Source organism: Methylobacterium terricola (assembly GCF_006151805.1).
GTDB lineage: Bacteria > Pseudomonadota > Alphaproteobacteria > Rhizobiales > Beijerinckiaceae > Methylobacterium > Methylobacterium terricola.
In genome coordinates, this window is the sequence record NZ_VDDA01000057.1 from 1 (window position 1) to 17,154 (window position 17,154).

The window sequence follows — 17,154 nt, forward strand, 5'->3', positions numbered from 1 at the left end:
CATGCGCTCCCACTGAGTGTCGCTAAGAACGAGACGGTCCAGGACGCCCAAAGCGGCTCTCCAAAAAGCAGCCTTGAATCACGTCTCAACCAACCGGGAAACCCCAAGAGTCCACACCGCCTAGAGCATTGCCCGATGACGTGGATACCGGTTCGTCGCAGACGATGCGGTGGAATCGAGGATCGAGAGCAGCGCCTGATGGCAAGGCGATCGGGCGCTGCTCTAGGCGGACTCGCGGTGGCTGGCCGACGCGTCGCGCGCCGCGGCCCCGTCCGGCCCGAATTCGCTCGTCACAAGGTCGATGAAGCGGCGCAGCTTGGCGGTCGGGCGCCGGTCGCGCATCGTCAGCAGGTGCATCGGCCGCGACGGCGCCTCCCAATCCGGCAGGATCCGCACCAGACGACCCGCCGCGAGATCGTCGCGCAGGGCGGTCTCGACGCCGAGCACGATCCCGAAACCGTCGAGGGCAGCCCGCAGCAGGGCGCGAAAGTCGTTGATGTGCAACCGCCCGGTCGCGGGCGCCTCGCGGGTGATTCCGCCGCGCGTGAAGCGCCAGAGGGAGTCGCGGCCCCGCGGCCAATGGGCGAAGTCGAGGCATTGGTGCCCGGCCAGGGCCTCGGGCGAATCCGGGACGCCTTGCGCTGCGAGGTAGGCCGGCGCCGCGCAGGCCACCAGCCGATAGGGCGCGAGCGGCCGGGCGATCAGGCTCGAATCGGTCAGGGGGCCCAAGCGGATCACCGCCTCGAATCCCTCCTCGACGAGATCGACCATGCGGTCGGTAAGGCTCAGATCGACCTCCACCTCGGGCCAGGACCGCAGGTAGCGGGTGAGCACCGGCACCAGGCTGTGACTGCCGAAGGTCACCGGGGCGTTGATCCGCAGCGTGCCGCGCGGATGGGCCCGCGCCGCCTCGGCGAGCGCGTCGGCCGCCTCGGCCTCCGCCAGGACCACGCGGCAGCGCTCGTGATAGGCGCGGCCGAACTCGGTCAGGCTCTGGCGACGGGTGGTGCGGTTGAGAAGGCGCGTGCCGAGGCGGCCCTCGAGGAACGCCACGTGCTTGGCCACCATCTGCGGCGACATCCCGAGGGATGCGGCCGCCGCCGCGAAGGAGCCGAGATCCGCCGCCGTCACGAACACCGCCATGCTGGTGAGCCGGTCCACGATTAACCCCTGCTGATTGGGAATGTCGCCTCAAGGGAGCGATTTATCGCCGAACCACGTCCAGTTACGCCAGCCGCATCGGCAATCGCACGAGGAGAGATGCCATGCGGATCGGGATCATCGGGGCCGGCTATGTCGGCCGGGCCGTGGCTCAGCACGCCGTCGCTGGGGGACACGCGGTCATGGTGGCGAATTCCCGCGGAAATCAGAGCCTGTTCAGCTTGAGCATCGCCCTCGGCTGCCGGACTGGGACGGCTGCGGAGGCGGCGGCTTTCGGCGAAGTCGTCGTGGCGGCCATTCCGCTCCACGCCTACCCGACCCTTCCGAGAGCCGAGCTCGCCGGCAAGATCGTTCTCGACGCAATGAACTACTACCCGGAGCGGGACGGGCCCTTGGCGGAACTCGACGCGCGGCGGGCGACGACGAGCGGACTCCTGGCCGCCCACCTGCCCGCGGCCCGGATCGTCAAGGCGTTCAACGCCATCAGGGCGCAGGACCTGGAGACGGACGGAAGGCCGGCGGGGACGCCGGGGCGCCGGGCCCTGCCGCTCGCGGGCGACGACGTGCCGGCGAAAGCGGTCGCGGCGGAGCTGATCGACCAGTTCGGCTTCGATCCGGTCGATGCCGGGAGCCTGGCCGAGAGCTGGCGCTTCGAGCGGGCAAAGCCCGCCTATTGCGTCCCCCTCGACCGTGCCGGCCTGCTTCAGGCCCTCGCGGCAGCCGAGCGGGACGGGGAGGTCGCGCACGGCTCCTGGCGGAGGCCGGCTCCGGTCGCCTGACGCCTCACCGCCCTCCGAACGCCCGCGCCGGCGCGGTGGCGAGGTCCACCGCCCCCTCCGCCGTGTCGCCGATGCCCTGGCCGAGGTTGCGCAGGTGCTCGCCGTAGGTCTCGCGGCTCTGGGCGTCGACCACCGCGACCGGGGCGGAGACCGCGAGGCCGGCGGCGGTGCCGACGGTGGCGGCGGCGCCGGTGGTCATCTGGACGATGCGGTCGGAGAGGCCGACTCGGGAATCGGTGATGGTCTGCCCCTGCGCCAGGCGGTTGCCGAGCAGGGCCACGAGCTGCGGGCTGCCGGCGAACTTGCCGTGGTTGAGGGCGTCCTCACCCTTCATCGTGGTGAGGTTGAGGACCGCGATGTTCTCGCGGGCGAGCTCGGTGCGGTAGGGCTCGGCCGTCGGGTCGATGGCGCCGAGCCGCGCACCGGCACCGCCCCAGACGAGGCGCGAGACCGCGAGCGCGTTGTCGTCCTGGGAGACGAACAGGCTGAGGCGCGGCCGGGTCGGGCCCATGTCGCGAAACGCCTCGCGGGCGAGGTCGACATCGACGTCGGGGGCGGCCAGCACCACGTCGCGGATCTTCGGGGCGACGCGCCCGTCGCGGATCGCCATCTGGCGCAGGGATTCGAGCACCAGCCAGTTGCCCATCGAGTGGGCGAGCACCGTCACCTCGCCGACCTCCGGGTTCTGCGACAGGCGCCGCAGCACGCCCTCGAGGGCGTTGCGCGAGTAGTTGGTGCTCTCGCGGTCGTAGCCGTAGGCGAGCACGCTGCCGCGGGACGGCCAGGTGAACAGCACCGGCACCACGTCGGCCTTGGTGTCGTGCACGATCTGGGCGAAGCGGTAGACCGCGTCCTCGAAGCGGTTGTTGAAGCCGTGGACGAAGATCAGCACGTTGCGCTTGCCCGTCCGGGCCGCGCTGCGGCGCAGCCGCGCGGTCGCCTCCGGCCGGTCGATCGTCTCGGCCTTGAGGGTCACGAAATCGGTGGCGGGGTTGCCGGGCAGCTCCTTCGGCCACTGCACCGTGCCGGGCTGGCGGATCGCGTCCGGCGGGATCGAGACCGTGATGTCGGCGTAGGACAAAGCCGCGCCGCGGTCGCCGGAATACATCTCGCCCGGATTGGCGGCGGTCTTGCGGGTGGTCGCGACCAGCATGTCGACCCGCGACGCCCCCGGCACCGTGGCGGCGACCGGCGCCAGAACGCCCTTCGGCGTGCCCGCGCAGGCGCCGAGCATGCTCGCGCACAGGAGGATTCCCAGGCTCCGGCTCCGCACGAGACCCCCCATCACCACAACCCGCTCCCTCTGGTCGCGCCGCCGCAGACCCCGCGGCGCCCGCCGATTCCTCGCGCCCGATCCTTCCGCGCACTTCTTAAAAGAAGAGCCAAATCGATGCGGCGCCAATGGGGCGGCGCGGCCGCGGCACATTTCCCCGCGCCACCGTGGCCGCCGGGGCACGCCCCGGCCCGGGAGAGAACCCGTACCCTCGAGTCCGGATTTCAGGTATCCGAAAAATGCTCTAGGGGCTGCCCCGACATTCCCCGGCGCTCCTTCGGTCGAGCCGGGCCTTTCCCGCCCCGGTCCATGGTCGCTCCCCTCCCCCTCTCGATCTTCCTTATCGCCCGCAACGAGGCCGACCGCATCGGCGCCACGCTGGCGGCCGTGCGCGACCTGACCGACGACCTGATCGTGGTCGATTCCGGCTCGACCGACGGCACGCAAGGCCTCGCGGCCGCCCTGGGCGCCCGGGTGATCGCCCGCGACTGGCCCGGCTACGGGCCGCAGAAGCGCTTTGCCGAGGAGCAGTGCCGGCACGTCTGGATGCTGAACCTCGACGCCGACGAGGTGGTGCCGCCGGAGCTCAGCGCCGAGATCCGCCGGCTGTTCGAGGCCGGCGAGCCGCCGCATCCGGCCTACGCGCTCGGCATCGCCGAGGTGTTTCCCGGGGAGACGAGGCCGCACCGCCTCGCCTACACGCTGTGGCCGGTGCGGCTCTACCGGCGCGACCGCGGCCGCTACTCGCCCTCGCCGGTGCACGACCGGGTCGATCTGGCGCCGGGTGCCACGGTCGGGCGCCTCCGGGGGGTGATCCACCACTTCTCGGTCCGCTCGCTCGGCGACCAGCTCGACAAGCTCAACCGCTATTCGGACCAGCAGGCCGCCGATCTCGAGGCCCGCGGCGTCGCGATCCCGACCTGGCGGCTCTTCGTCGAGCTGCCCGGCAACTTCCTGAAGGCCTATTTCGGCCGGCGCCACTGGGTGCGCGGCGCCTACGGCTTCCTGACGGCGATGAACTACGCGATCTCGCGCCACCTGCGCGTCGCCAAGCATTACGAGCGCCGGCTCGTCGCCAAAGCCCGCGCCGCGAGCAAGGACGACCGCGGCGGCCGCTGACGCGGAGGCTTAACCTGTGTTGGGGCGGACCGCCGCTCCCGGTGGGAATCTGCCCCCCTCCAAGACGGCAGGCGGCCCGCGGCGCGACGGCCGCCGTCCCCGCGGCGACAGGCATGCCCCCGGCACACAGACCAGACGATCCGGTGCCGGCCGACGCCGCGCCCGTTACCATTGCGCCCCTGCACGACATCGTGGTGATCGGCGGTTCCGCGGGGGCGGTGGCGCCGTTGCGGGCGATCCTGGCGAGCCTGCCTCCGGGGAGCCGGGCCTCCGTTCTCGTGGTCCTGCACATGGCGAGCGGCGGCAGCCTCGCGGCGCGGCTCGGCCCGAATCCGGGACCGCTCCCCCTGGTGCCGGCCGAGGACGGCACGGCGATCCAGCCGGGCCGGGTCTACCTGGCGGCGGCCGACCGCCACCTGCTGGTCGAGCCGGGCCTGATCCGCCTCGGCCACGGCCCGCGGGAGAATACCAGCCGGCCGGCGATCGACGCGCTGTTCCGCTCCGCGGCGCTCGCCTACGGGCCGCGGGTGGTCGGGGTGCTGCTGAGCGGCTTCCTGCACGACGGCGCCGCCGGCCTCGACGCGATCAAGGCCCGCGGCGGCCTCGCCCTGGTGCAGGACCCCGACGAGGCCGAGGCGCCCGACATGCCGCGGAGCGCGCTCGTCGCGGTGCCGGCGGATGCCTGCGCGCCGACCGGCGGCCTCGGCGCGGCGCTGGCCCGCCTCGTCGCGCGGCCGCCCGGCGCGCCCGGCGCGGTGCCGGAGGATCTCGCCCTCGAGGTCGCGATCGCGGCGGGCCGCCCCTCCGAGAGCCTGGCGGAGACCATGGGGCGGAGCGCCGACCCGGCCCCGATCACCTGCCCGGATTGCGGCGGCGTGCTGTCCCAGCTGCGGCAGGGCCGGGTGCTGCGGTTCCGCTGCCAGATCGGCCACGCCTACACCGCCGAGGCCCTGGCCGGGACCCATGGCGACGCGATCGAGGACGCCCTGCGCATCGCCCTCCGGATCGTCAAGGAGCGGGCGGACCTCGTCGGCCGCATGGCCGCCGATGCCGGCCGGCGCGGCAACGCCCAGATGGCCGGGATCTACGCGGAGCGGGCCCGGGAATATGACGGCCACGTGCGCACGATCCGCCGCGCCCTGCGCCGGGGATCCGAAGGATAAGGCCCCGAAAAGGCGGGCGGGACCCGGGATGGGACGGCGCGGGGCGGGGGATGCGTGAGGCGCTCCCGCCGCCCGGAGACGCCAAGCAGGAAACCCGGGAAACCCGCCGTCACGGACTGACAGTGCCGCGCCGGATGCGTATGATCGCGGCCGACCGGCCGCGCGTCCCGTCCGCTGCCCGATACCGGAGACGACGACCCTTGCCCAGGAAGACCCGCGCGGGATCGGGCCCCCCCATGGAGGACGGACGGGCGCAGGAGCGGCTTGTGGTCGTCGGCATCGGCGCCTCGGGGACGGCGATCGACTCCCTGGAGCGCTTCCTCGCCCACGTGCCGGAAATGCCGGACGTCGCCGTCGTGGTCGCGCTCCAGCAGCGCCAGTTGGTCGACGAGGCGCGCCAGCGCACGATCCTGGCGCGCGCCGCCACCCTGACGCCCGCCCTCGTGGCGGAGGAGGCCCCGGTCGAGCCCGGGCGGATCTACCTCCTGCCGGAGGACCGGACCGTGACCCTGGCGCAGGGCCGTTTCCGCCTCGGGCCGGCGGCGGGCCCGGACGGGCGGGGCAGCCTCGATTCCTTCCTGGTCTCCATCGGGGCGGACCGGGAGGCCGGCGCCGTGGCGGTGGTGCTCGCCGGGACGGGCAGCGACGGGACGCTCGGCGTCACCGCGATCAAGGAGGCGGGCGGCCTGACCCTGGCCGAGCCGCAGGGCGAGGAGGGACCCTCGGCCAGCACCGCCGGAGCGCTCGCCGACCACGTCGTGCCGCCGGAGCAGATGGCGGACCGGATCCTGTCCTACCTGCGCCACCTGCGCCGCACCGCCCTCCCGGCCCGGGACGCGGTGGACGAGAGCGCCAGCGAGTGGCTGATCCGCATCGCCACCATCCTGCGCAACAAGACCGGCCACGACTTCCACGGCTACAAGCAGAACACCTTCCTGCGCCGCGTCCACCGGCGGATGCAGGTGGTGCAGGTCGAGACCGTCGAGGCCTATGTCGAGCACCTGCGCACCGAGCCGGACGAGGTGCAGAACCTGTTCAACGACCTGCTGATCGGGGTGACGCAGTTCTTCCGCGACGGCCGCGAGTTCGAGCTTCTCGAGAGCGAGGTGATCCCGCGGCTCTTCGCCGGCAAGGGCTCGAACGACCAGGTGCGGGTCTGGGTGCTCGGCTGCGCCACCGGCGAGGAGGCCTACTCGATCGGCATCCTCCTGCGCGAGCACATGGCGACGCTCGACGCGGTGCCGCAGGTGCAGATCTTCGCCACCGACATCGACGGCCGGGCGCTGGCCTCCGCCAGGGTCGGCCGCTACACCGAGGCGCTCGCCCGCCAGGTCCGGCCCGACCGCCTCGCCCGCTGGTTCGTCAAGGAGGGGGCGACCTACAGCGTCGTCAAGGAGCTGCGGGAGATGTGCATCTTCTCGCAGCACAACGTCATCAAGGACGCGCCGTTCTCGCGCCTCGACCTCGTCTCCTGCCGCAACCTGCTGATCTACCTCAACGGCGAATTGCAGAACCGGGTCATCCCGCTGTTCCACTTCGCCCTGCGGCCGGGCGGTTTCCTGTTCCTGGGCAATTCCGAGAACGTCACCCGGCACGCCAAGCTGTTCTCCGCCATCGACCGGCGCTACCGCATCTTCCGGCGCCTGGAGAGCGCGACCCGGGTCCTGCCGGAATTCCCCCTCACGGTGGTGGCCGACCGGCGCCTGGCGGAGAGCGGCGGCGCCTTGCGGCCGCGGGCGGTCGAGGGCAGCCTCGCCCGCCGGGCCGAGCAGGTGGCGGAACGCTACGCCCCGGCCTACGTGGTGGTCGACGAGGCCTACGACGTGCTGCACTTCTCCGGCCGTACCGGGCGCTACATCGATCCAGCGACGGGGGCGGCGAGCCTCAACCTGCTCAACCTCGTCCACCGCGACCTGCGCCTCGACCTGCGCGCCGCCCTGCTCAAGGCCGGGGCCGAGCACCGCACCGTCAAGGCCGAGCGCACCGCCATGGGCTCGGACGGCGAGCGGCGCCTCGTGACCCTGGTGGTCGAGCCGGTGCCCGGCACCGACAACCCGCCGAGCTTCGTCATCCTGTTCCAGGAGGGCGAGACGCTGGAGAGCGACGGCACCGAGGAGCCGACCCCGTCCTTCCTGCGCGACGAGCACGTCCAGCGCCTGGAGAGCGAGCTGCGCCTGACCCGCGAGCGGCTGCAGGCGACGATCGAGGAGCTGGAGAGCACCAACGAGGAGCTGAAATCCTCCAACGAGGAATATCAGTCGATCAACGAGGAGCTGCAATCCGCCAACGAGGAACTCGAGACCTCGAAGGAGGAGCTGCAATCGGTCAACGAGGAGCTGCAGACCGTCAACGGCGAGCTCGGCCACCGTGTCAACGACCTGGGCAGGGCCAACAGCGACCTCAAGAACCTGCTCGAGAGCACCCAGATCGCCACGGTGTTCCTCGACAACGAGTTCCGGGTGAAGAACTTCACCCCGGCGGTGACCGACATCTTCCACCTGATCGACTCCGACCTCGGCCGGCCGATCACCCACATCGCCGCGCGCATCCTCTATCCGGAGCTGCCGGAGGACGTGCGCAAGGTGCTGCGGACCCTCGGCACGATCGAGCGCGAGGTCGGCAACCCGGAGACCGGCTCGCGCTATCTCGCCCGGGTCCTGCCCTACCGCTCGATCGACAACTTCATCGCCGGCGTCGTCATCACCTTCCTGGACATCACCGCGACCGCCCGGGCCGAGCGGGCCCTGCGCGAGAGCCAGGAGCGCTTCCGCCGGATGGAGCGCATCGTCCCGGCCTTCCTGTTCACCGCCGATGCGGCGCTGCACTGGCTCTACGTCAATCCGCGCTTCTACGAGCATACCGGCCTGGAGGACGGCAAGGCCCTCGGCCTCGGCTGGCTGTCGGTGCTGCACCCGGACGACGTCGAGGAGAACCAGCGCCGCTGGCAGCGGGCGGTCGCCCGCCGCGAGCCCTTCGAGCACGAGTTCCGCATCCGCTCGACGGCCGGCACCTACCGCTGGTTCACCGCCCGGGCCGAGCCGATGGCCGATCCGGATGGCGCCGCCGTCACCTGGTTCGGCTCCTGCACCGACAGCCACGAGCGGCGGATGGCCGAGGACCGCCAGCGTCTCCTGCTCGCCGAGTTGCAGCACCGGGTGAAGAACATCCTGGCGGTGGTCCGCTCGGTCGCCAACCGCACCGCCGAGGGCCAGACCTCGCTCGCCGATTTCGTGATGCATTTCGACGGGAGGCTTGGGGCGCTGGCCCGGACCCAGAACATCCTGACCCGCAGCCCCGACGCCGCCACCGACCTCGCCGAGCTGATCGGCGAGGAGGTGCTGTCGCACGCCGTGCGCGACGGCAGCCAGGTCACCCTCGACGGCCCGGAGGTCCGCCTGCCGCAGAAGACCGCCGAGACCTTGGGCCTGGTGCTGCACGAGCTCGCCACCAACGCGATCAAGTACGGGGCGCTCGCCCGGCCGGAGGGCCGGATCGCCATTGCCTGGCGCCTCTACGGCGACGGCACCGACAGCCGCCTGCGGCTGGAATGGCAGGAGAGCGGCGTCACCCTGCTGCCGACCGCGCCGGCCCGCCGCGGCTTCGGGCGCGAGCTGATCGAGCAGGGCCTGGTCTACGAGTTCGGCGCCACGACCGCCCTGGAATACCGCCCGGGCGGGGTGCGCTGCGTCATCGAGCTGCCGGTCCAGGTGTTCCAGGCCCCGTCCGGCCTGGCCCAGGGGCAGCCCGACCCGGCCTGGGAGGCGGACGATGCCGGCTGAGCCCCTCGCCCGCAGCCCCGCACCGCCGGACGCGGTGCTGCGCCGCTTGTCCGGCTACGCGCCGCTGTCGCCCGACGACGAGGCGCTGCTGCGCCGGATCACCGCCCGCCCGGTGCCGGTGCCGGCCCGCACCGAGCTGGTGCGCGATGGCGAGGCGACGCCGCGGCCGCAGGTGCTGCTGGAGGGCTGGGCCTGCCGCCAGCGGCTCCTCGCCGACGGGCGGCGCCAGATCGTCGTCGTGCTTCTGCCCGGCGACCTGATCGGCCTCAGCCAGCGCCGGCGCCCGCTGCCCTTCGGCTCCGTCGCCACCCTGACGACGGCCCAGGTCTGCGAGGTGGGCCCGCTGCGCGACTGCGTCTCCTGGGGCGACGGCCCGCCGGGAACAAGTCTGTCGGGAACGGGCCTGCCCGGATCGGGCCTCGCCGCCGCCCTGTGGCAGGCGCGGGAGACCGAGGAGCTGTGGCTCGTCAACCAGGTGGTGCGGCTCGGGCGCCAGACCGCCTACGAGCGCGTCGCCCATTTCCTGCTCGAGCTGCGCGAGCGCCTCGCGGCGGTGGACCGGGTGCAGGACGAGCGGTTCTCGTTCCCGATCACCCAGGAGGTGCTGGCCGATGCGCTGGGCCTCAGCGTCGTCCACATGAACCGGACGATGCAGCAGCTGCGCCGCGACGGCCTGATCGAGCAGCGCGCCACCGCCATCACCCTGCGCGACGTGCCGGCCCTCGCCTCGATCGCCGATTACACCGGCGCCCGGACGTTCTGAGCATCCGGCCGCCGACAATAAACGAGCCGGCCCCGTTCGTTCACATAGGTGATGGAACGGGTCTGGAAACCGAAGCAACCTCACCGATGTTGCGGCAATTCTTGCCCGACCGTCCCTGGTGGCCCGGTCTCGACCGGGTGGACGACCATCCGGGATGTTGCTGAGGCCCCCAAGTCGACTTCACCGCCCTGCTCGCTCCCGCCGGCAGGGCCTTTTTTTGCGCGCGATCCGCCCCGGCGCGTCGCTCACCCGCCCAGCGGTCGACGATGCCGCGTTGCCAGGGGCGCGGAACCTGTCCCATCCTGCCGCCATCGGCGACGGGCAGGGCCCGGGCGCCGGCATCTCCTGCGACGGACGCGGGAGCGGCATCCGATTGCACGGCAACCGGACGCCGCCCCAGGCCGTCGGGTGTGCCGCCTTGGCGTGCGACCAACCGCGGCCACGGCGTCGGGCAATGCTCTGGGGAGGGATCGGGCGTGGAGGATTACCGGGCCGAATTGCTGCGCCAGGTCCGCCTCGGCGACATCGCCACCGGCGAGGCGGCGGGCGCCTGCCTGCCGGGCCTGCTGCGCCGCCTCACCCACCACGAGGCCCGGGCCGGCGCCGCGCCGCACCCGCTGCGCCTGTACCACCTCTGGCGCCGCAACAGCCTGCGCCGGCAGGTGGCGGATGCGCGCTGGCACGTCGAGCAGGGCCGCGCCGCCCGGATGGGGGAGCTGGCGCCGCGGCGCTGACCCGGTTTCCTACCCGCAGCTCTCCGCGATCAGCCGGCGCACGAAGCCGGCGCATTCCGCCAGTTCCCGGGTCTCGACATACTCGTCGGCCTTGTGGGCGCGGGCGATGTCGCCCGGGCCGATCACCACCGAGGGCACGTCGCCAAGGCTCTGGAACAGGCCGGCCTCGGTGCCGTACGAGACCTTGGCGTGGCCGTTGCGGCCGGCGAGCCGCTTGGCCAGGGTGACGAGGGGCGCGTCGGGCGCGACGTCGAGGCCCGGATAGTCGATCACCGGCTCGACCGTGATGCCGCAGGCGGGATCGCGCACCTGCATCTCCGGCACCAGCACGTCGTGGGCGTAAGCCAGCACCGTCTCGGCGAGGCCGCGTGGATCGTCGCCGGCGATCGCCCGGAACTCGAACCCGACGGTGCAGCGGTCGGGCACGATGTTGAGCGCGGTGCCGCCCTGGACCAGGGCGGTGAGGCCGGTCGTGTGGGGCACGTCGTAGAGGTCGTCGCGGGCCCCGTCCCGGGCGAGACCTTCGGCGGTGAGCCGCACCCGCTCGATGAAGCGCGCCGCGTACTCGACCGCGTTGACGCCCGCCGGGGCCAGCGCCGAGTGGCAGCCCCGGCCCCGGAACGTGACCCTGGCGCCGTACTTGCCCTTGTGGCCGATCACCACCGCCATGCCGGTCGGCTCGCCGACGAAGCAGCCGAGCGGCGCGATCCCACGCTCGCGGACATGCGCGATGAGCGGCCGGACGCCGAGGCAGCCGACCTCCTCGTCGTACGAGAGGGCGAGGTGCAGCGGGCGCGTGAGCGGCGCCGCCGCCATCTCGGGCAGGAACGCCAGGCAGACCGCGACGAAACCCTTCATGTCCGAGGTGCCGCGGCCGTAGAGCCGCCCGTCGATCTCGGTCAGCCGGAACGGCGGATGCGTCCAATCCTGGCCCTCGACCGGCACCACGTCGCTGTGGCCCGACAGGACGTAGCCCGGCCGGTCGGCCGGTCCGACCGTGATCCACAGGGCCGCCTTCAGGCCCGTCCCGTCGGTGACCCGCTCGACCGTCGCACCGTGGCGGCGGGCATAGTCCTCGACGAAGTCGACGAGGGGCAGGTTCGAGGCGGAGCTGACCGTCTCGAAGGCCACCAGGGTGGCGAGGAGGTCCTGGATCGCGGGGGAAAGGCTGTCGGGAGACGTCATGGGAAAGGTGGGGGCCTGGCGGAGGATGGTGGGAGGTCCCACCGGAGATGGACACGGATCCTGCAGGGCCGGTGCCACCGCGGGACGCTTCGAACTTTACTCCTTATGCCGCGCTCCGGCCCCGGCGGACAGCGGACCCCTCCATGCCGGATGTCACACTCGGCCGGGCCCGCTTGTCATGCACTCCAACCGCATCCGGGCAGGAGGGCATGATGCACGCCATTCGAGAGCAGGACGAAGAACGGGGTCGGCGCGACACGCGGCCGGACCCAGGGATCCGCGTCGCGATCGTCTATCACAGCGGCTATGGGCATACCGCCCGACAGGCCGAGGCGGTGGCGGAGGGAGTGCGGCAGGCCGACGGGTCCATCCCCTTGCTCCTGACCGTCGAAGAGGCGCAGCAGCGCTGGGACGATCTCGCCGCCGCCCACGCGATCGTCTTCGGCGCACCGACATACATGGGCGCGGCCTCGGCGCCCTTCAAAGCGTTTCAAGAAGCAACGTCGAAGGTCATGATGGCGGGAGGCTACCTCTGGAGAGACAAAATCGCCGCCGGCTTCACCAATTCGGGGTCGCTGGCCGGCGACAAGCTGTCGACCCTTCTCCAGATGGTCTTGTTCGCTGCGCAGCATGGCATGCACTGGGTCAGCCTCGATCTGCCCCCGGCCAACAACTCGACGTCCGGCTCGGAGAAAGACTTGAACCGGCTGGGCTTCTGGATCGGCGCTGCGGCGCAATCGAACACCGACGAAGGCCCCGACAGGGCACCACCGGACGCCGATCTCGCCACCGCTCGGCATCTGGGGGCACGGGTCGCACGGGTCACGCGCGACTTCGTTCGCGGCCGGCGGCCGGCAGGCGCATAGGCGGGACATGACAGCCTTGTCCGACCCCTACCTGCAGGATTGTCGCCCACGCATGATCCGGCTCGCCTACCGGATGCTCGGATCGATCGCGGACGCGGAGGATGTGGTGCAGGACGCCTATTCGCGCTGGCTGACGGCGGACCCCGCGTGCATCCGCGAACCCGCGGCGTTCCTGCGCGTCATCGTCACGCGCCTGTGCTTGAATCAGCTGAAGTCGGCCCGCCGCCTCCGCGAGACCTATATCGGCCCCTGGCTGCCGGAGCCGTTCGTCGATCCCGAGGACACGGATCCGGCCGACGACATCACCCTGCCGCTGATGATCGCGCTCGAGCGGTTGTCGCCGCTGGAGCGCGCCGCCTTCCTGCTGCATGACGTGTTCGGAGCCGATTTCTCGGAGGTCGCGCAGGCCATCGATCGAACGCCGGCCGCCTGCCGTCAGCTCGCCAGCCGGGCGCGGACCCATCTCCGGCGGGAGCGCCCCCGCTTTGCGGTCAGCAGAGAACATGGCCTGAGGATCGCGGCCGCGTTCTATGCCGCCTCTCGCAGCGGCGACATGGCCGCTCTGCAAGCCATGCTGACCGAGGACGTGATCGCCTGCGCCGATGGCGGCGGCAAAGTTCCGGCGACGGTGACACCGCTCGTCGGCATCGACGCGGTGCTGAGGCGGCATGCGGAGATGGCAGGCGATTTCGCGCGCGTCCCGTCGCAGCTCCGACGCTACGCGATCATCGACGGAGTGCCAGGCTTCCTCACTGTCGAGATGGGTGGCATTGTGCAGGTGACGGCACTGCATGTTCAGGACGACCGCATCGCAGCCATCTATGTGACGCGCAATCCCGACAAGCTGAAACGGATTCCGGGCGATCATCCCTCCTAGAAGATGGCCTGCGACGCCAACTCTACCCGGCCAGATCGAGAAAATGCCGCCCCTCCCGGTCGTCGATCTCGACGATCCAGAGATCGGAATCGAACCGGATCTCACGCACGAGGCGGGCCTCGACGTCGGGCGGCAGGGCCTCGCGCATCAGCGGCTCGAAGCGGCGGCCGGCGGTCTCGTCGCCCTCGAACAAGGCCTGGGGTGCCGGGCCGTAGAGGTCGGCACGGCCGTCGAGCCGGTCGACCTTGACGAAGATCGCCCCGGCTTCCGGCGCGCCGCGGCGGCGCTGCACCGCGCTCACCCCCTCGACCGCGCAGCGGCGCAGGTGAGCCGAGACCCAGAAGTCGGAGCGCAGGCGTGCCATCGGGCGGGGGATCCTCGAAAGGCCGGGAACGGCGAGACCCTGCGCGTCATAGGACAGCGCCCGATCGCGGGGCAATCGGGCGCTGCATCGAAGCGGTCGGGATGCGCGGCGTTACGAGGCCCGTCCGGCCCCGGCCTCGAGCTCGGCCACGTCGGCCCGCTCACGCCAATCCTCGACGCCGTGCTGGCGGGCGAAGCGCAGGGCGGCGGCGCGGACGGCCCGGTCCGGATCGCGGGCGCGGGTGATGTCCACCGTCCCGACGGTGAACGGGACTCCGAGGATCTGCTTGGCAAACAGAACGCGGTACTGCGACATCGTCCCTCTCCTTCAGGCGATGGATCGCGTCGACACGGGATGGATCACCGCTCAAGGCTCCCGAGGCGACCTCGCCCGCGGCCGACGGCCGGGGCCGCGGGCTCGGACGCGAAGGCGCCTCGCCCACGAGGGAACCGATCGACCACGATCGGGAAAAGTATCGGCACGTTCGGTGCCGGGGCAAGCCGATCTTTCAGACCGCCCATACCGTCATGTGGCGACGACCTCCGCCAACGGAAGGTCCCTCACGGGCCTGTGATCGCAGCAGGACGCGATCGGCGGCGCGACATGCTGCCGAAGCGGGGCCGCTTTGCGGACGCATCCGGTGCCGTGCAGCGGAAACCCGCTATGTCGGGCCGCGAATACCATCGGGACCCGTCGATCAGGATCCGCTCATGTCCTCCCTCTCGGCCGCGACCCGCCTGAGCCTCAGCCTGATCGCCGGCGGGGCGGTCGCCAACATCTACTACAACCAGCCGCTGCTCGGGCTCCTGGTCCAGGTCTTCGGCCACGACGCGTCGGTGCTGGTGCCGACCGCGACGCTCGCCGGCTACGGGCTCGGCATCCTGGGCCTCGTGCCGCTCGGCGACGCGCTGCCGCGGCGCAGCCTGATCGTCGGCCAGCTGCTGCTGCTCGCCGCGGTGCTGGTGCTGGCGGGAATCAGCGGCAGCCTGAGCCTGCTGGTGCTGGCGAGCTTCCTGATCGGGATCCTGTCGACCGCGGCCCAGCAGGCGGTGCCGTTCGCCGCCGAGCTGGCGCCGGACGCGACGCGGGGCCGGATGGTCGGCCAGGTGATGACGGGCCTCCTGCTGGGCATCCTGCTCGCCCGCACCGTGAGCGGCTTCGTTGGGGCGTGGCTCGGCTGGCGGGCGGTGTTCGTCGGGGCGGCCGGGCTCTCGGTGGCGCTCGCGATCCTCGCCTGGTTCGGCCTGCCGAGGGTGGTACCCGCCACGCGCCTCGGCTACGGCGCGCTGATGGCCTCGATCCTCGACCTGGTGCGCGACCAGCCGACCTTACGCCGGGCGGCCCTGTCGCAGGCGCTGCTGTTCGCCGCCTTCAACGCGTTCTGGACCACGCTGGCGCTCCTCGTCGAGGCGCCGCCCTTCGGGCTCGATCCGGCCGGAGCCGGCCTGTTCGGGCTGATCGGCGCGGCGGGCGCGCTCTGCGCGCCGATGGCCGGGCGCTTCGCCGATTCCCGCAGCCCGCGGCCGGTGCTGATCGGCGGCGCGGTCCTGACGCTCGCCGCCTTCGCGGTGTTCGGGCTGCTCGGCGGCCACTCGCTCGTCGCGCTGGCGGTCGGGGTCCTGCTCATCGATGTCGGCATCAACACCGCGCTGATCGCCAACCAGACCCGGGTCTACGCCCTGGTCCCCGGGGCGCGCGGGCGGATCAACACGGTGTTCTTCACCGCGGTCTTCGCCGGCGGAGCGCTCGGCGCCTCGGCCGGCACGCGGGCCTTCGCGGCCGGGGGCTGGCCGGCGCTCTGCGCGGTCGGCGGCGCCTTCGCGGCGGCAAGCCTGCTCGTGCCCCTGCTGGAGCCCCGCGACCGCCCTAGATCCTGAGCGAGACCCGCCCGAGACCGCTCCCTGTCCCGCTCACCCCGCCTCCTCGACATCGACACGATCTACTGCGAGCCCGCCGTCGCGGCGCATGCGCGGGGCCGGGAGATCCTGGCCCGCTTCCCGGACGCGCGGCGGATCGAGGTCGCCTCGCACTGGAACATCCCGGAGCTGCACGGCAATGCCGGCTCGGTCGAGGATTGGGTGCGGATCAAGCGCTCGACCCTGGTGCTCGGGGTCAAGAAGGGGCTGGCCTCGCGGCCGAACGGGCGCAGCGCCCATTTCATCGCGCCGTCGAGCTCCAACGGCTGCGCCATGGCCTGCGCCTATTGCTACGTGCCGCGGCGCAAGGGCTACGCCAATCCGATCACCCTGTTCGTCAACACGGAGGGCATCGGCCGGGCGATCGCGCGTCACGCCGCCGCGCAAGGGCCCCTCCCCGCCCCCGACCAGATCGACGACCGGTTCTGGGTCTACGACATCGGCGAGAACGGCGACCTCTCGGTCGATGCGCTGGCATGCGACAGCGTGCGCGACCTCGTCGGGCTGTTTCGCGGCATCCCCAACGCCAAGGCCTCGTTCGCCACCAAGTTCGTCAACCGCGACCTTCTCGCCTACGCGCCCGAGAGGAAGACCCGCATCCGCTTCTCGCTGATGCCCGAGCGCATCGCCCGGGTGGTCGACGTGCGCACCTCACCGATGGCCGAGCGGATCGCCGCGATCGACGACTTCGTGGCGGCGGGCTACGAGGTCCACGCCAATTTCTCGCCGGTGATCCTCTACGAGGGTTGGGAGGAGGATTGGCGGGCGCTGTTTCGCGCGCTCGATGCCGGGATCGGCCCGGCCGCGCGGGCGCAGCTCAAGGCCGAGATCATCTTCCTCACCCACAACGCCGCCCTGCACGCGGTGAACCTGCGCTGGCACCCGAAGGCCGAGGCGCTGCTCTGGCGCCCCGACATCCAGGAGACCAAGCGCTCCGAGGGCGGGATGGAGAACCTGCGCTACCGCACGGGCTGGAAGGGCCGCTGGCTCACCCGGTTCAAGGCACTGCTCGCCGAGGAGCTGCCGTATTGCGGGGTCCGCTACGCATTCTGAGAGCCTGTTTGACTGATTGAGCCAGTCGCGCGTTGTCGTTGGCAGGAGGAGCCGATGTGGACGCAGGCGGATCGCGATCTCTACAAGGACGACGGCCGTCGCTATCCGAGTGACCTGACGGA

15 protein-coding genes are annotated in these 17,154 nt (G+C 71.8%); 10 read left to right on the plus strand and 5 right to left on the minus strand.

Annotation, left to right across the window (positions count from 1 at the left end):
- Positions 1-222 precede the first annotated feature (222 nt).
- The gene (locus FF100_RS35330) at positions 223-1,161 is read right to left on the minus strand and encodes a LysR family transcriptional regulator (protein WP_139040674.1); all 939 of its coding nucleotides are present in this window, start codon (positions 1,159-1,161) and stop codon (positions 223-225) included.
- A 104-nt stretch (positions 1,162-1,265) separates the two neighbouring features.
- Here FF100_RS35330 and FF100_RS35335 point away from each other — a divergent pair, with 104 nt between their 5' ends.
- Positions 1,266-1,940 carry an NADPH-dependent F420 reductase gene (locus tag FF100_RS35335; RefSeq protein ID WP_139040675.1) on the plus strand — a complete coding sequence of 225 codons (675 nt, stop codon included), beginning with the start codon at positions 1,266-1,268 and terminating at the stop codon, positions 1,938-1,940.
- A gap of 4 nt (positions 1,941-1,944) precedes the next feature.
- On the opposite strand, the gene FF100_RS35340 is transcribed toward FF100_RS35335, so the two are convergent.
- Complete coding sequence (locus tag FF100_RS35340; RefSeq protein ID WP_139040687.1) at positions 1,945-3,225, minus strand: alpha/beta hydrolase; 1,281 nt, start codon at positions 3,223-3,225, stop codon at positions 1,945-1,947.
- 297 nt (positions 3,226-3,522) lie between these two features.
- Here FF100_RS35340 and FF100_RS35345 point away from each other — a divergent pair, with 297 nt between their 5' ends.
- The 5 genes from FF100_RS35345 to FF100_RS35365 all read left to right on the plus strand — a co-directional run bounded on the left by FF100_RS35345 (position 3,523) and on the right by FF100_RS35365 (position 10,771).
- A complete protein-coding gene (locus FF100_RS35345; RefSeq protein ID WP_139040676.1) occupies positions 3,523-4,332 on the plus strand; it encodes a glycosyltransferase family 2 protein in 810 nt (269 codons plus the stop codon).
- Between the two features lie 113 nt (positions 4,333-4,445).
- On the plus strand, positions 4,446-5,495 hold the full coding sequence (locus FF100_RS35350; protein WP_139040677.1) for a chemotaxis protein CheB: 1,050 nt from the start codon (positions 4,446-4,448) through the stop codon (positions 5,493-5,495).
- Positions 5,496-5,731: 236 nt separating this feature from the next.
- Positions 5,732-9,274 carry a CheR family methyltransferase gene (locus FF100_RS35355; RefSeq protein ID WP_139040678.1) on the plus strand — a complete coding sequence of 1,181 codons (3,543 nt, stop codon included), beginning with the start codon at positions 5,732-5,734 and terminating at the stop codon, positions 9,272-9,274.
- Positions 9,264-10,037, plus strand: coding sequence for a Crp/Fnr family transcriptional regulator (locus tag FF100_RS35360; RefSeq protein ID WP_139040679.1), 774 nt, complete (start codon positions 9,264-9,266; stop codon positions 10,035-10,037). Before FF100_RS35355 ends, FF100_RS35360 begins: the two co-directional genes overlap by 11 nt.
- A 476-nt stretch (positions 10,038-10,513) precedes the next feature.
- Positions 10,514-10,771 carry a hypothetical protein gene (locus FF100_RS35365; RefSeq protein WP_139040680.1) on the plus strand — a complete coding sequence of 86 codons (258 nt, stop codon included), beginning with the start codon at positions 10,514-10,516 and terminating at the stop codon, positions 10,769-10,771.
- A gap of 9 nt (positions 10,772-10,780) precedes the next feature.
- Here FF100_RS35365 and argE read toward each other — a convergent pair whose 3' ends face one another.
- The gene (argE, locus tag FF100_RS35370) at positions 10,781-11,956 is read right to left on the minus strand and encodes an acetylornithine deacetylase (RefSeq protein ID WP_139040681.1); all 1,176 of its coding nucleotides are present in this window, start codon (positions 11,954-11,956) and stop codon (positions 10,781-10,783) included.
- A gap of 209 nt (positions 11,957-12,165) precedes the next feature.
- Here argE and FF100_RS35375 point away from each other — a divergent pair, with 209 nt between their 5' ends.
- Both FF100_RS35375 and FF100_RS35380 read left to right on the plus strand, forming a co-directional pair.
- A complete protein-coding gene (locus FF100_RS35375) occupies positions 12,166-12,822 on the plus strand; it encodes a flavodoxin family protein (RefSeq protein ID WP_246102746.1) in 657 nt (218 codons plus the stop codon).
- 52 nt (positions 12,823-12,874) lie between these two features.
- Positions 12,875-13,699 carry a sigma-70 family RNA polymerase sigma factor gene (locus FF100_RS35380; RefSeq protein ID WP_425463388.1) on the plus strand — a complete coding sequence of 275 codons (825 nt, stop codon included), beginning with the start codon at positions 12,875-12,877 and terminating at the stop codon, positions 13,697-13,699.
- 22 nt (positions 13,700-13,721) lie between these two features.
- Here the strand turns inward: FF100_RS35380 and FF100_RS35385 are convergent, their stop codons facing one another.
- Both FF100_RS35385 and FF100_RS35390 read right to left on the minus strand, forming a co-directional pair.
- A complete protein-coding gene (locus FF100_RS35385) occupies positions 13,722-14,063 on the minus strand; it encodes a DUF1491 family protein (protein WP_139040683.1) in 342 nt (113 codons plus the stop codon).
- A 111-nt stretch (positions 14,064-14,174) separates the two neighbouring features.
- Positions 14,175-14,378, minus strand: a complete 204-nt coding sequence (locus tag FF100_RS35390; protein ID WP_139040684.1) for a hypothetical protein — start codon at positions 14,376-14,378, stop codon at positions 14,175-14,177.
- A 395-nt stretch (positions 14,379-14,773) separates the two neighbouring features.
- Here FF100_RS35390 and FF100_RS35395 point away from each other — a divergent pair, with 395 nt between their 5' ends.
- Together FF100_RS35395 and FF100_RS35400 are read left to right on the plus strand one after the other, a co-directional pair.
- Positions 14,774-15,940: an MFS transporter gene (locus FF100_RS35395; protein WP_139040685.1), complete on the plus strand. Its 1,167-nt coding sequence runs from the start codon at positions 14,774-14,776 to the stop codon at positions 15,938-15,940.
- Positions 15,941-15,964: 24 nt separating this feature from the next.
- The gene (locus tag FF100_RS35400; RefSeq protein ID WP_139040686.1) at positions 15,965-17,032 is read left to right on the plus strand and encodes a spore photoproduct lyase family protein; all 1,068 of its coding nucleotides are present in this window, start codon (positions 15,965-15,967) and stop codon (positions 17,030-17,032) included.
- Positions 17,033-17,154 lie beyond the last annotated feature (122 nt).

Bases quoted from the DNA above. Each gene is read 5' to 3' on its own strand.
- FF100_RS35335 (WP_139040675.1), top strand. From the start codon at position 1,266: ATGCGGATCGGGATCATCGGGGCCGGCTATGTCGGCCGGGCCGTGGCT.
- FF100_RS35340 (WP_139040687.1), bottom strand. From the start codon at position 3,225: ATGGGGGGTCTCGTGCGGAGCCGGAGCCTGGGAATCCTCCTGTGCGCG.
- FF100_RS35345 (WP_139040676.1), top strand. From the start codon at position 3,523: ATGGTCGCTCCCCTCCCCCTCTCGATCTTCCTTATCGCCCGCAACGAG.
- FF100_RS35350 (WP_139040677.1), top strand. From the start codon at position 4,446: ATGCCCCCGGCACACAGACCAGACGATCCGGTGCCGGCCGACGCCGCG.
- FF100_RS35355 (WP_139040678.1), top strand. From the start codon at position 5,732: ATGGAGGACGGACGGGCGCAGGAGCGGCTTGTGGTCGTCGGCATCGGC.
- FF100_RS35360 (WP_139040679.1), top strand. From the start codon at position 9,264: ATGCCGGCTGAGCCCCTCGCCCGCAGCCCCGCACCGCCGGACGCGGTG.
- argE (WP_139040681.1), bottom strand. From the start codon at position 11,956: ATGACGTCTCCCGACAGCCTTTCCCCCGCGATCCAGGACCTCCTCGCC.
- FF100_RS35375 (WP_246102746.1), top strand. From the start codon at position 12,166: ATGATGCACGCCATTCGAGAGCAGGACGAAGAACGGGGTCGGCGCGAC.
- FF100_RS35380 (WP_425463388.1), top strand. From the start codon at position 12,875: ATGATCCGGCTCGCCTACCGGATGCTCGGATCGATCGCGGACGCGGAG.
- FF100_RS35385 (WP_139040683.1), bottom strand. From the start codon at position 14,063: ATGGCACGCCTGCGCTCCGACTTCTGGGTCTCGGCTCACCTGCGCCGC.
- FF100_RS35390 (WP_139040684.1), bottom strand. From the start codon at position 14,378: ATGTCGCAGTACCGCGTTCTGTTTGCCAAGCAGATCCTCGGAGTCCCG.
- FF100_RS35395 (WP_139040685.1), top strand. From the start codon at position 14,774: ATGTCCTCCCTCTCGGCCGCGACCCGCCTGAGCCTCAGCCTGATCGCC.